Annotated in this window: 10 protein-coding genes; 4 read left to right on the forward strand and 6 right to left on the reverse strand. The window is 72.6% G+C overall.

The window, feature by feature from the left end; all coding sequences use genetic code 11:
• Positions 1-251 precede the first annotated feature (251 nt).
• Positions 252-1,430 carry a family 16 glycosylhydrolase gene (locus BLT97_RS16210; RefSeq protein ID WP_093610650.1) on the forward strand — a complete coding sequence of 393 codons (1,179 nt, stop codon included), beginning with the start codon at positions 252-254 and terminating at the stop codon, positions 1,428-1,430.
• A gap of 63 nt (positions 1,431-1,493) precedes the next feature.
• Here BLT97_RS16210 and BLT97_RS16215 read toward each other — a convergent pair whose 3' ends face one another.
• The 5 genes from BLT97_RS16215 to BLT97_RS16235 all read right to left on the reverse strand — a co-directional run bounded on the left by BLT97_RS16215 (position 1,494) and on the right by BLT97_RS16235 (position 7,559).
• Complete coding sequence (locus BLT97_RS16215; RefSeq protein ID WP_093610652.1) at positions 1,494-3,743, reverse strand: FAD-dependent oxidoreductase; 2,250 nt, start codon at positions 3,741-3,743, stop codon at positions 1,494-1,496.
• A gap of 151 nt (positions 3,744-3,894) precedes the next feature.
• Complete coding sequence (locus BLT97_RS16220; RefSeq protein WP_093610654.1) at positions 3,895-4,614, reverse strand: SDR family NAD(P)-dependent oxidoreductase; 720 nt, start codon at positions 4,612-4,614, stop codon at positions 3,895-3,897.
• Positions 4,611-5,525: a dihydrodipicolinate synthase family protein gene (locus BLT97_RS16225; RefSeq protein WP_093610656.1), complete on the reverse strand. Its 915-nt coding sequence runs from the start codon at positions 5,523-5,525 to the stop codon at positions 4,611-4,613. The genes BLT97_RS16220 and BLT97_RS16225 overlap by 4 nt, the downstream gene beginning before the upstream one ends.
• Positions 5,522-6,703 carry a mandelate racemase/muconate lactonizing enzyme family protein gene (locus BLT97_RS16230; RefSeq protein ID WP_093610658.1) on the reverse strand — a complete coding sequence of 394 codons (1,182 nt, stop codon included), beginning with the start codon at positions 6,701-6,703 and terminating at the stop codon, positions 5,522-5,524. Before BLT97_RS16230 ends, BLT97_RS16225 begins: the two co-directional genes overlap by 4 nt.
• 148 nt (positions 6,704-6,851) lie before the next feature.
• The gene (locus tag BLT97_RS16235; protein ID WP_093610660.1) at positions 6,852-7,559 is read right to left on the reverse strand and encodes a TetR/AcrR family transcriptional regulator; all 708 of its coding nucleotides are present in this window, start codon (positions 7,557-7,559) and stop codon (positions 6,852-6,854) included.
• Positions 7,560-7,759: 200 nt separating this feature from the next.
• On the opposite strand from BLT97_RS16235, the gene BLT97_RS16240 reads away from it, so the two are divergent.
• Positions 7,760-8,983 (forward strand): saccharopine dehydrogenase family protein, encoded by a 1,224-nt coding sequence (locus BLT97_RS16240; protein ID WP_093610662.1) that lies wholly within the window; start codon positions 7,760-7,762, stop codon positions 8,981-8,983.
• An 84-nt stretch (positions 8,984-9,067) separates the two neighbouring features.
• Here BLT97_RS16240 and BLT97_RS16245 read toward each other — a convergent pair whose 3' ends face one another.
• Positions 9,068-9,958 carry an iron-sulfur protein gene (locus tag BLT97_RS16245; RefSeq protein WP_425442718.1) on the reverse strand — a complete coding sequence of 297 codons (891 nt, stop codon included), beginning with the start codon at positions 9,956-9,958 and terminating at the stop codon, positions 9,068-9,070.
• Between the two features lie 133 nt (positions 9,959-10,091).
• On the opposite strand from BLT97_RS16245, the gene BLT97_RS16250 reads away from it, so the two are divergent.
• Together BLT97_RS16250 and BLT97_RS16255 are read left to right on the forward strand one after the other, a co-directional pair.
• Complete coding sequence (locus tag BLT97_RS16250) at positions 10,092-11,117, forward strand: FecCD family ABC transporter permease (protein ID WP_093610666.1); 1,026 nt, start codon at positions 10,092-10,094, stop codon at positions 11,115-11,117.
• Positions 11,114-12,175: a FecCD family ABC transporter permease gene (locus BLT97_RS16255; RefSeq protein WP_093610668.1), complete on the forward strand. Its 1,062-nt coding sequence runs from the start codon at positions 11,114-11,116 to the stop codon at positions 12,173-12,175. The genes BLT97_RS16250 and BLT97_RS16255 overlap by 4 nt, the downstream gene beginning before the upstream one ends.
• Positions 12,176-12,212: the final 37 nt, after the last annotated feature.

Below are 12,212 nucleotides of genomic sequence, written 5' to 3' on the forward strand. Positions count from 1 at the left end.
GATCGTTGCCCACATATTGCAAACGCGTCAACCCCTGATGCAGCACGAACTGCAGAGTTGTGCCGGATCGAGACCTGGGATGAGCCTCGGACGGCCTCGGATACGCGCCCGCTCCCCCGTCGACACCCCCACCGACACCCCTGTCGCACCCCCGCACACAGGCGTATCGCCGCAAGCATTGACGGGTCGTCAACATGTGGGCACGCTTCCCGCATTGCACATGGCGATTGCATCCGAGACAGGAGATCCCCATGAAACGCGCACGGCGCCTACGGCTCCGCCTGGCCGCCCTCACCGCTTTCGCAACCCTCGCCCTGGGACTCACCACCGGTCCCCCGGCCGCGGCGGATCCGGCCGGCACGGGCTGGACGCTCGCGTTCGCGGACGAGTTCGACGCCCCGGCCGTGGACACCTCGGCCTGGACCTTCCGCACCGACGTGAAGGCGAACAGCGCCCAGCGGCCGCAGAACGTGACGCAGTCCGGCGGTCTGCTCAGCATCAACCTCAAGAAGGAGGCGTACGGCGGCAAGGAGTTCACCGGCGGCGGCGTGATCTCGAAGAAGAAACTGCGGTACGGCTACTACGAGACGCGCGCGAAGATCAACGACGGTGCCGGCTGGCACAGTTCGTTCTGGCTGATGGCCGGCGACGGCAGCACGACCTTCCCGGAGGACCGGCGCACCGAGGTCGACGGCTTCGAGACCGACTCCGTCAACCCCACCAGGACCATGCACAACGTCCACGCCTGGAAGGGCCCGACCGGCGACGGCGCCCTGCACTACGGCTCAGGGCTGTACGACACGGGCCTGGACCTGCGCCAGTGGCACACGTACGGCTTCGACTGGACCGAGACGGGCGTCACCTTCTTCATCGACGGCGTGCAGCGCTACAGCACCTCGTACAGCCCGCGTCAGGGCACGCACGACTACACCAGCATCTGGCTGACCTCCATCGCGTACGGAGCGGCTCCCGACGTGTCCAAGCTGCCCTCGGCCGTCCAGTTCGATTACGTGCGGTACTGGCAGCGCGACTACTACGTCGACAACGACGGCCCGGCGGCGTACGGCTTCTCCACCGCCGGCACGTGGTCGCCCAGCGCGCTGACCGGCTGGACCGCGGGGTCACCGGTCGCGTATGCCTGCACGGCGGGCGCGAAGGCCACCTGGCGGCCGAACATCCGGGCCGCCGGCACGTACGAGGCGTACATCTGGAAGACGGCCTCGAGCACGAACGGCGACCCCGCGGCGAAGGCGACCCTCGACAACGGCGGCACACCCGTCACCCGCACCCTCGACGAACGCTCGGGCACCTCGGGCTGGGTCTCCCTCGGCACGCAGACGTACGCGGCGGGCACGGGCGCCTCGGTGTCGCTGACGGCGAGCGGGACGAGCTGCGCGCATGCGGACGCGGTGAAGTTCGTACGGCGCTGAGGTCCGCCGCTCACTCGCCGGCCGGGGAGCTCCCCCGGCCGGCGCTTCCCTTGCCCGCAACCGCTACCCGTACGCCCGCACCGCCACGATCCGCGCCTCCGGCGCGCCGTGCGTCGCCCCGACCACGACCCGCAGGGCCGTCGTGCGGACGGCCGGGAAGTCATGGATGCGGTGGCGGCGCCGGTTGCCGGTGACCTCCGCCACCGGGTGCCAGGCGCCCTCGCGCAGGGCCTCCACGCGGTAGTCGGCGACGAGTTCCGGCATCACCTCGTACGGGGTGCGGTGGCGGTGCAGGTTGTTGAGGTACTCGTCCACGTCGTCGTCGAAGACGAGCCGCACCTGGCCGACCGTGACCGGCGAGCCCCAGTCGAGCCGCAGCCACTCGCCGTCCGCCCCACCCTCGGCCTGCCACAACTGCGGTCCGCCGTAGGGCCGTTGATAACCGCCCACGGCCTTCTGCGGCGCGTACGCCTCCGTCGCGGACCCGGCCCGGAAGCAGAAGCTCCTGCGCCGCAGCCCGCGTGCCACCCAGTCGGCGACGGGCTGGCCCGCCTCCTCGGGGATGTCGTGGTCCACGCCGGGCTCCCCCGCGAGCTTGCGGGCGAGGGCGAGGACGCCGGTGCGGCGGGTGTCGGCCAGGTGCAGGGCCGCGTGCGGGTCGGCCCGTACGACCACGACGCAGTTGCGCGGCTCGTCCGGCTGCCACGCGAGACCGGTGGCGACCCACTGGCCCTTGCCCGCCGCGACGGGGACGCGCACCGACTGCACGAGCTGCGCGGGCACGGCGTTCTCGGCCCGTACTGTGTCCCAGAGTTCGAAGCACAGCTCGGTGTCGGCGTCCGCGTCCACGAGGACGTCGAGGTCGGCGAGGAGCGGGTCCACCGGCAGGACGAGCCCCAAGTCCCGGTCGAGCGGGCACCGTTCGAGGCTCACCCCGTCACCCGGTTCCACGGCGAGGCGACGGAGCGTGCTGGAGGCGGACACGCGGGCGTCGCGTGCGAGGTCCTCCGGGTCCTCGTTGCGCACGCCGACGACGGAGGCGTCCTGGCGCAGCAGGGTCTGCTGGAGTTCCCGGCGCCCCGCGAGCTCGCGCGGGGTGAGCCCGTCCCGTACGCACAGGGCGGCGCCGGTCCCGGCTGCCTCGCCGAGCGTGGCGCAGGTGGCCATGACGCGGGTCGAGCCGAACGCGATGTGCGTGGCGGAGATGTTGCGGCCGGCGAACAGGAGGTTGGCGACGTTGCGCGAGTACAGGCTGCGGAACGGGATGTGGTAGACGCCGTCCGCGTAGCGCTGCCTGGCGCCGGGACTCTGCGCGTACATGCCCTCGACCGGGTGCAGATCCACCGACCAGCCGCCGAAGGCGACCCGGTCCTCGAACGGCTCCTGCGCCATGACCTCGGTCTGCGTCAGGACGTGGTCACCGAGGAAGCGCCGGTACTCGCGCTTGCCGGGGACGGAACCCACCCACTCCAGGGTCAGGTTGTCCGCGTCGTGCTTGCCGGAGTTCTTGATGTGGTCCCAGATGCCGGCGATGACGGACCAGAGTTCGTCGCGGATGCGCTCGTTGTCGTGCACGGTGTCGAGCTCGCCGCCCCATTCGATCCACCAGTAGTCGCAGCCGTTGTCGCCGGTGCGGATCAGACGGTGCTCGGGGATGGGGGTGGTCAGGATGTCCTTGGCGTACGCGGGCGGTACGTACTTGACCGGGTGGCCCGCGTCCTTCGTATAGAAGAGGATCGTGGAGCCGAGCAGTTGGCCGTCCGGCTCCTCGGGCGCCCACTCCTCGCCGTACTCCGCGTGCGACTCCCGGCCAATACGGTGCTCCGCGCCCGCGAGCGCGCCGACCAGGCCGTCACCGGTGCAGTCGAGGAAGACCGGGCTCTCGAAGGTGATGAGCCGCTCGGAGCCCATCGTCCAGCCGGTGACGGCGGTGATGCGCCGCTCGTCCGCCGGGCCTTCGGCCGCCACCTCGCGGACGTCCGTGTTGAGGAAGAGCCGGATGTTCGGCTCGGCGCGGACCGCGTCCAGGACGACCTGGTCCCAGTAGTAGGGGTTGCCCTCGGGGTTGCGGTACTGGTTCTCGGTGTAGAGCTCGCCCATGATGCCCGTCTCGCGGGCCCACCGGTGCACGCCGTGGGCGGTGGCCCCGCACACCCAGACGCGCACCTCGCTGCTCGAATTCCCGCCGAGCACAGGGCGGTTGTGTACCAGGGCGACGGTGCGGCCGAGGCGGGCGGCGGCGATCGCGGCACACACGCCGGCCAGGCCGCCGCCTATGACGGTGATGTCGCTGTCGACGGATTCCTCACGCACAGGGGTGTCCTTTGTTCGTGGGTGGAGGTTTTGGGCGGACCTTCGAGGTCCAGGGCGGACGTTGGGTGTGGAAAAGGGCACGGCGAAGCCTGGGGCCGGGTGCCTGGCACACCGGCCCTCGGGGGACTGAGCGGTACGGAACGCCGCGCGCCTAGAGGAACCGCTCCCGCAGATCCGGCCGCAGCCACGCCGCCGGCGAGGAGATGCTGAGGCCGCCGTCCACGGGCAGGACGACGCCGGTGATGAACGAGGCGGCCGGCGACGCGAGGAAGTGCACCGCGGCGGCCACTTCGTGCGGGGCTCCGGTGCGCCGCAGCGGGTAGCCCTCGGTGACGTGGGGCAGGTGGGCGTTGCCGATCATTCCCGGGGCGACGGCGTTGACCCGTACGCCGCGCGGGCCGTAGTCCAGCGCCAACTGCCGTACGAATCCCTCGACTCCGGCCTTCGCGGCCGCGTAGGCGGGCAGCGCGGGAGCGGCGAGGAAGGCGTTCACGGAGGACACCGCGACGATCGCCGCGCCCTCGCCGAGGTGGGGCAGCGCGGCGCGTGCGGTGTAGAAGGCGGTGTCGAGGGTCGCGGAGAGGGCGAGCCGCCACTGCGCGTCCGTGGTGTCCTCGGCCTTCGCGACCGGCTGGGCCGCGGCCGCGAGCACGACGACGTCCAGGCCGCCCAGCTCCCGCAGTGCCGTGTCCACGCATTCCTGCGCCGCGCCCGGGTCCGTGCAGTCGGCGACCGTGTAGGCCTTGTACGCGGGGTGCCGGCTCGCGCGCAGCCCGCACCCCGCCACGGCGTCGCCGTCGGCGGCGAAGGCCGCGGCGATGGCCTCGCCGATCGCGGAGTCGCCGCCGACGACCAGCACCCCGCGGATCATCGCGGGGTCCCGACCGTGGCCGCGGGCAGCCCCAACCGGCCGATGATGCCGTCGAGTTGGACGCGGACCGGCTCGGTCAGCGGCTGCGCGGGCATGCGGACGGCCGCGCTGCGGATGATGCCCCGGCGGACCAGGACCTCCTTGTGCACCGCCCAGGCGAGGCCCGGCTGCATGCCGAAGCGGATCAGCGGAAGCAGTCGTTCGTACGCGGCGTGCGCGTCCTCGGTGCGGCCGGCCGCCCAGGCGTCGAGCAGCGGCCGGAGCAGATCGGTGAACTCGCAGGCGGGCATGGTGCCCACGGCGCCGGCGGCCAGTTCCTCCAGGAGGAAGAAGGCGTTCTGCCCGCCGAGCACCTCGAAACCCTCGGGCGCGGCGGCGACGGTGGCGGCGATCTTCGGCGCGGTGGGTGCCGTCTCCACCTTCACGGAGTCGACGCCGGGCAGCTTGCCGAACTCGGTGAGCAGCGGCACGGGCATCGGCACGCCGGTGGTCGCGCCCGCGTCCTGCACCATCACGGAGGCACCGCACCGGGCGCCGATCTCGCCGTAGAAGTCGACCAGTTGCTGGGCGCTCGGCTTGGCCAGGTACGGCGGCAGCACCATCAGCGCGTCGGCGCCGCCGGCCACCGCCTGTTCCGCCGCCTCCAGTGCCGTGACCAGGCTGGTCGGGCTCACCCCCGCCACCACCGGAACCGCTCCGGCCACGACCTCGGTGACGTCCCGCAGGATCGCCTCGCGGTCGGCGGCCGCCAGCGCGAAGCCCTCGCTGGCCATCCCGAACACCGCGAGCCCGTCCGCGCCCGAGCGCAGCTGGAACTCGGTGAGCCGGCGCAGCGAGCCGCGGTCCAGGCTGCCGTCCTCGTCGAACGGGGTGGCGAGGACGGGGACGAGGCCTCGGACGGGGTTGCTCATGCGGTGATCTCCTCAGCGTGCTTGGCGACGAACTCGGTGTCCACGTCGATGCCCAGGCCGGGCCCCTGCGGCAGCGCGATGCCTTCGCCCGGTCCGCCGGTCAGCGGGGTGCGCAGGATGCGGTTCGCGACGGCCCAGGTGGTCGGCTGGTATTCGAAGTACGGCAGGTCGGCGACGGCGGCCGCCAGGTGCAGCCCGGCGGCGGTGGCCACCCCCAGGCCCACGGAGTGGTGCGGGGCGACGGGCACGTGGTGCGCCGCGGCGACCTCGGCGATGGCGAGTGCCTCGGTGATGCCCGTGCGGCCGATGTCGGGCTGGGCGAGACAGAGGGCGCGGCGGCCGATCCAGTCCTGGAACTCGTAGCGGTTGCGCAGCGCCTCGCCCACCGCGACGGGCAGGTCGAGGCGTCGTTGCAGCTCGCGGTGGCCTTCGACGTCCTCGGGCACGAGCGGCGCCTCAAGGAAGTCGATCCGGCCGCGGCGCTCCAACTCCCGCCCCAGCCTTGCCGCTTCGCCCACGCCGTACGCCCAGTGCGCGTCCACGGCCACCCGCAGCCGCGCGTCGGCGGCGAGCACCGCGTCCACGGTGGCGAGGTCGGCCTCGACGCCTCGGCCCAGGTGCAGCTTGATGAGGCGGACGCCCTGGCCGGCCCACTCGGCGGCGAGTGCGGCCCGCTCGGCGTCGGTGTCGCGCGGCAGTCCGGAGACGTACGCGGGCAGGGTGGCGCGGAAGGCGCCGCCGAGCAGCTCCGCCACCGGGAGCCCGCACCTGCGGCCGGCGAGGTCCCAGAGCGCGATGTCCACGGCGGCCAGGGCGTCGGCCTGGTGCCCGGTCAGATGACCGCGCTCGCGCATCAGGTCGCGCAGCCGGTGCCAGGCGGGGCGCACCGCGCCGACGGGCAGGCCGAGCAGGGCGGGACGCAGCAGCGTGGCGACGATCTGGCCGGGGACTTCGGGGCCGACGGGGGCGAGGGCCTCGCCCCAGCCTTCCGTGCCGTCGTCCGCGACGAGCTGCACCAACATGGTCTCGAAGCGCGCCGAGTACAGACTGCGCCACGGCTCGCGGACGACGTAGCCGCGGTCCTCCGTCAGGTCGCTGCCGTCGTCGAGCCGCCCCAAGTAGGCCTCTTCGTGCGGAAGTTTCAGCACGAAAACCCTGACATCACGGATCTGCGGCATGCTCACCATTCCAGCGTCGGCCCAGCGCCCAAGCCCCGGGGGCCCAAGCTCAGTTGATGGCACATTCCCACATGATGCAAGTGACATGCAAGGAGTGGATCCGGCAGTACGGAATCACTCGGCCGTGCCCGTGCAGCACCCTGACGCGTCACGCGCCTCGCGCGGCCAGTCGCGCCTGCGCGCCGTCCAGGAGCGTTTCGAGGACGAGGGGGTAGGCGCTGCGGTTCATCCGGCCGGCGAGGAGGTGCGCGGTGGCGGCGATGTGCGGATGGGTCTCGGCGGGCAGCCGGGCGTAGGTGGAGGTCCACATCTCCTCGTCCGCCTCCCTCGCCTCGTCCTTCAGCGCCAGCGCCCCCGCGTCCAGGGCCGCGAACGCGAGCGCCAGGTCGATGAACGCGTGGTACACCCCGACGGCGTCGGCATCCGTGAAGCCCGCCTCGCGCAGAATGCCGAGGATCGCCTCGTCCACCGCGATCTCGCGCGGTCGGCCCGTGACCCGGCTGGCCGTGAGCACGGCCGCCTGCGGATGCGCGAGGTAGGAGGCGTGGATCGCCAGGCCGAGCGCCCGCAGGTCGGTCCGCCACGCCCCCATGGGCCTCCACGCGTCGAGCGCCCGGCCCATCAGCTCCTCGCCGATGGCGCGCGTCAGACCGTCCAGGCCGGCGAAGTACCGGTAGAGCGTGCTCGGATCGGCGCCGAGCGCGGCGCCCAGGCGGCGCGCGGTCAGGCCGGAACTGCCGTGTTCGCGGAGCATCCGCAGCGCCGTCTCCACGATGAGCCGCTCGGACAGGACCTGGCCCTGCCGGGTCGGCCGGCGCCTGCGCCGCGCCTCCTCGGGCACCACCTTCTTCGGCATCGCTCCCCGCCCTTCGCACCCTTATGCCAACGTCGTAGACATTAACGCCCTCCCTCGCGTTGCATCGGAGCACCACGGGCTCCCGCCCGGGGACGTCCCGGCGCCCGTGCGCGCCGAGGACGACCGTCGCGGTGCCCGCCGCGCCGCGTACGACCCTCTCGGTGCCCGAGTGCACCGACGTAGCCGAATAGGTGTGTGACATGCGTGTACTTCTCGTGGGTGCGGGCGGGGTCGGGACCGCCGTCACCCGGATCGCGGCCCGCCGCTCCTTCCTGACGCACATGGTGGTGGCCGACTACGACCTGGCCCGCGCCGAGGCCGCCGTCGCCGCACTGGGCGAGCAGGGCACGCGCTTCAGCGCGCGCCGCCTGGACGCCTCGGACCAGGACGCCGTACGCACCGCACTCGTCGACGAGCGCTGCGACGTGCTCCTCAACGCCACCGACCCGCGGTTCGTGATGCCGCTGTTCGAGGCGGCGCTGGCCGCCGGTACGCACTACATGGACATGGCCATGTCCCTCTCCGCACCGCACGCGACTGCCCCGTACGAGGAATGCGGTGTGAAGCTCGGCGACGAGCAGTTCGCCCAGGCGGCGGCCTGGGAGGCGTCGGACCGGATGGCGCTGGTGGGCATGGGCGTGGAGCCCGGTCTGTCCGATGTGTTCGCGCGGTACGCGGCCGAGGAACTCTTCGACGAGATCGAGGAGATCGGGGTGCGCGACGGCGCGAACCTCACGGTCGAGGGCTATGACTTCGCGCCCTCGTTCAGCATCTGGACCACGATCGAGGAGTGCCTCAACCCGCCCGTCGTCTACGAGAAGGACCGCGGCTGGTTCACCACGGCGCCGTTCAGCGAGCCCGAGGTGTTCGAGTTCCCCGAGGGCATCGGGCCGGTGGAGTGCGTGAACGTGGAGCACGAGGAAGTGCTGCTGATCCCGCGCTGGGTGGACGCGCGCCGCGTGACGTTCAAGTACGGGCTCGGCGACGACTTCATCGCCAAGCTCAAGACGCTGCACGAGCTGGGGCTCGACGCCACGGCCAAGGTGGCGGTGCCAGGACCCGACGGTCCGGTGCAGGTCTCGCCGCGCGACGTGGTCGCCGCCTGCCTGCCCGACCCGGCCACGCTCGGCGACCGCATGACGGGCAAGACCTGCGCGGGGACCTGGGTGAAGGGCACGAAGGACGGCTCGGCGCGCGAGGTGTACCTGTACCACGTGGTGGACAACGAGTGGTCGATGCGCGAGTACGGCTCGCAGGCGGTGGTCTGGCAGACCGCGCTCAACCCGGTGATCGCCCTGGAGTTGATGGCCACGGGCGCATGGAAGGGCAGTGGGGTGCTCGGCCCGGAAGCGCTGCCGCCGCGCCCGTTCCTGGATCTGCTCGGCGCGTACGACTCGCCGTGGGGGCTGCGCGAGGAGCGCTAGGGCCTGTCTTCGATCACCCGCCTGCCGGGCGACGCCTGGAACGCCCTGCGTGAACCGGAGTTCACCACCCCCGCACGCGCGCCCTCACTCCTCTTCCAGCCTGCGCACCCGCTCCTCGTCGCAGGTGCGCGGGCAGGTGAGGCAGGCCTGCGGGGCGGGCAGGCCGGAGCCGACCGCGGGACGGATGGCGTAGTAGAGGCAGCAGCCGGCGCGGGTGCGGGTCAGGTGGGTCCGGCCCGCGCGGCCTTGCAGCCGGCGGAAGTCGGCGCCTGCGGGGAAGGGGGCGATCGGCCCGGGGAGCAGTGCGGCGGCGGCCCGTACGGACTGTTCCTCCTGGTCGAGCATCCGCCCCAAGTACCAGATACCGGACACCAGATCGTCGCCGACCATGCCCCACTGGGCGCGCGGCCCCCGGCGCATCCGGGGGCCCGCCGCGGCAAGCAACGGGCGCATGTGGTCGGCCACCGCGGAGCGCAGTTCCGCCCGCAGCGCCTCCTCGTGCGCGAGGACCTTCACACCGGGCTGCCCCGCCGCGGGGTCGTCCGGCAGGCAGGCGAACCCGCGCGGCCCGAACGCGAGGTCGGCGGTGGCGAGTTGGATGCGGATGTCGCCCGGGCGGATCCGGGGGACGCGCCGGGCGAGATACCACGGGCCGCTCATGAGCAGGGCGACGGACCAGACGTAATGGTGCAGCAGGCGCGAGGGGACGACATCGGTGCGTGGCTTCTGTCCGAACTCGTCCGCGATCCGGGCGGATTCCCCCTCGATGAGTGCATCGAGCAGTTCCGGGCGGTCGGCCAGAGCGGCACCGTCCACCCAGTTCTTCGCGCTGCCGGCCCACTCCATCAGGGAGGGCGGCACGAGCTCGACGCGCAGCGACTCGCAGGCCTGGAGCAGGAGTTGATAGGTTCCGGCGAGCGGTTGAAGATCACTTTCGGCCACCTTCGACGCCGACATGGCCGATCCCGCGCTCACGTGCCCTCCTCCACTCAGCCATCATTAGGTGAGCCTCACCTTAGCCAGAACAGATCGTGTTTGCGATCAAGGCCCGAGGGGAAGGTCGCAGCGAGTTGACAGACTTAGGTGTGCCTAACCTAAGGTCTTCGCTGTGTCCGAGTCCGCACCAGGCGTAACCGCCTCGTCTCCCCCCGTATCCGCCCGCCGGATCCCGCTTCTCGCCCTCGGCGTCGGCGTGTTGACGCTCTGCGCCGCGCTGAGCCTCGCGCTGGGGGCACGTGCGGTGCCGCTGTCGACCGTCGTCGACGCCCTGTTCGGCGACGCGCACGGCCGCGACGCGCTCGTGGTCAGCGGGCTGCGGCTGCCGCGCACGCTGGTCGGCCTCGCGGTGGGCGGCGCCCTGGGTGTCGCGGGGGCGGTGGCGCAGGGAGTCACGCGCAATCCGCTGGCCTCGCCGACCACCCTCGGCATCAACGCGGGCGCCGGTTTCGCCGTGGTCGTGGCCATCTACGCGCTCGGTCTGACTCGTCCCGTCGAGTACATCTGGTTCGCCTTCGCGGGTGCGGTGGGCGCGATGTTCTTCGCCCTCACCCTCGCCCGGCGCTCCGGCGACATCGACCCGGTACGGCTCGCGCTGGGCGGCACGGTGCTGCAACTCGTGCTGCTCTCCTGGACCTCCGCGGTCATGCTGGCGAGCGAGCGCACCCTGGACGAGGCCCGCTTCTGGCTGGCCGGCTCGCTCTCCGAGCGCCCGCTCGACGTGCTCTACCCGGTGCTGCCCACGCTCGTGCTCGGCCTGGTCATCGCGCTCGCCGTGGCTCCGGCCCTCAACGCCCTCGCCCTGGGCGACGATTCGGCCCAGGCCCTCGGTGTCCCGGTGGCCCGGATCCGTCTCGCCGGTGCCGTCGCGGTGGCGCTGCTCGCCGGTTCCGCGGTCGCCGTCGCCGGGCCCATCGCCTTCATCGGCCTGGCCGCACCTCATCTCGTACGTCCCCTGCTCGGCGGCGACCACCGGCTGCTCGTGCCCGGATGCCTGATCGCGGGGCCGATCCTGCTCCTTGCCGCGGACGTGCTCGGCCGGGTCGTCATCCGGCCCTCCGAGCTCGAAGTGGGCATCGTCAGCGCCTTCCTCGGTGCGCCGCTGCTCGCGCTGCTCGCCCGGAAGGTGGCCCGATGACCACGCTCGCCAAGCCTCCGACCGCCGCGCCCGCACGCCCGGCGAGCGCACCCGTGCGCCGGCGCCGGCGTGTGCTGCTGCTCGGCGCCGCCGCGGGTCTCGCGCTGCTCGCGCTGTCGCTGGTCTCGCTCACGCAGGGGCAGATGGACATCGCGCCGACGGTGGCGCTGCGCGGGCTGTTCGGATTCGGCGACCAGGGCGATGTGTTCGTGGTCCAGGAGTTCCGGGCGCCGAGGCTCGCGGCTGCGCTGATCGCGGGGGCCGGCCTGGGAGTTGCCGGTTCCGTGCTCCAGCGGTTGTTCCGCAACCCCTTGGCCTCTCCGGATGTCATGGGCATCACAGGCGGCGCGTCCTTCGGGTCCGTCGTGGTGCTCGCGGCGGGCGCCTCCGCCTCGCTCATCCCGCTGGGCGCGCTCGGCGGCGGCCTGCTCGCCGCGCTGCTGCTCGGGGTGTTCGCCTGGCGGTCCGGGCTCGCCGTCACCCGGCTCGTCCTGGTCGGCCTCGCGGTCCAGGCGGGGCTCGCGGCAGCGGTGAACCTGATGGTGGTCCGCTTCCCGGCCGAACTCGCGGGCGCGGCCCTGCAATGGACGACCGGTTCGCTCTACGGGCGGACCTGGACCGAGGTCGGGGGTGCGGCCGCCGCGACGGCCGTGGCGCTGGCCGCCGTGTTCGTCCTGCACCGGCGGCTCGCCGTGCTCGACCTCGGGGACGACTCCGCGGGCGCCCTCGGCCTGCGGGTCTCCGCCGCGCGACTCCAACTCCTGCTCACCGCCATCGCGTTGGCCTCCCTGGCCGCGGCGCTGACCGGACCTGTGGCCTTCGTGGCGCTCGCGGTGCCGCACCTCGTGCGCTTCGTCACCGGCCCGCCGACGGCCGCCACCACGGTCCTCACCTGCCTGGTGGGCGCGGTCCTGCTGCTCTCCTCCGACCTGGTCGTGCAGCACCTGCTGCCGGTCGAGGGCCTGCCCGTCGGGGTGGTCACGGCCACGCTCGGCGCGCCCTGGCTGCTCGTCCTGATGATCCGGCAGAGCTCGCCGGTGAACCGGAGGGCGTCATGACGCCACAGCGCGCTCCGAAGACCCGTAGCGCTCGCAC

The organism is Streptomyces indicus (assembly GCF_900100315.1).
Lineage (GTDB): Bacteria > Actinomycetota > Actinomycetes > Streptomycetales > Streptomycetaceae > Streptomyces > Streptomyces indicus.

Bases quoted from the DNA above. Each gene is read 5' to 3' on its own strand.
- BLT97_RS16210 (WP_093610650.1), top strand. From the start codon at position 252: ATGAAACGCGCACGGCGCCTACGGCTCCGCCTGGCCGCCCTCACCGCT.
- BLT97_RS16220 (WP_093610654.1), bottom strand. From the start codon at position 4,614: ATGATCCGCGGGGTGCTGGTCGTCGGCGGCGACTCCGCGATCGGCGAG.
- BLT97_RS16225 (WP_093610656.1), bottom strand. From the start codon at position 5,525: ATGAGCAACCCCGTCCGAGGCCTCGTCCCCGTCCTCGCCACCCCGTTC.
- BLT97_RS16230 (WP_093610658.1), bottom strand. From the start codon at position 6,703: ATGCCGCAGATCCGTGATGTCAGGGTTTTCGTGCTGAAACTTCCGCAC.
- BLT97_RS16235 (WP_093610660.1), bottom strand. From the start codon at position 7,559: ATGCCGAAGAAGGTGGTGCCCGAGGAGGCGCGGCGCAGGCGCCGGCCG.
- BLT97_RS16240 (WP_093610662.1), top strand. From the start codon at position 7,760: ATGCGTGTACTTCTCGTGGGTGCGGGCGGGGTCGGGACCGCCGTCACC.
- BLT97_RS16255 (WP_093610668.1), top strand. From the start codon at position 11,114: ATGACCACGCTCGCCAAGCCTCCGACCGCCGCGCCCGCACGCCCGGCG.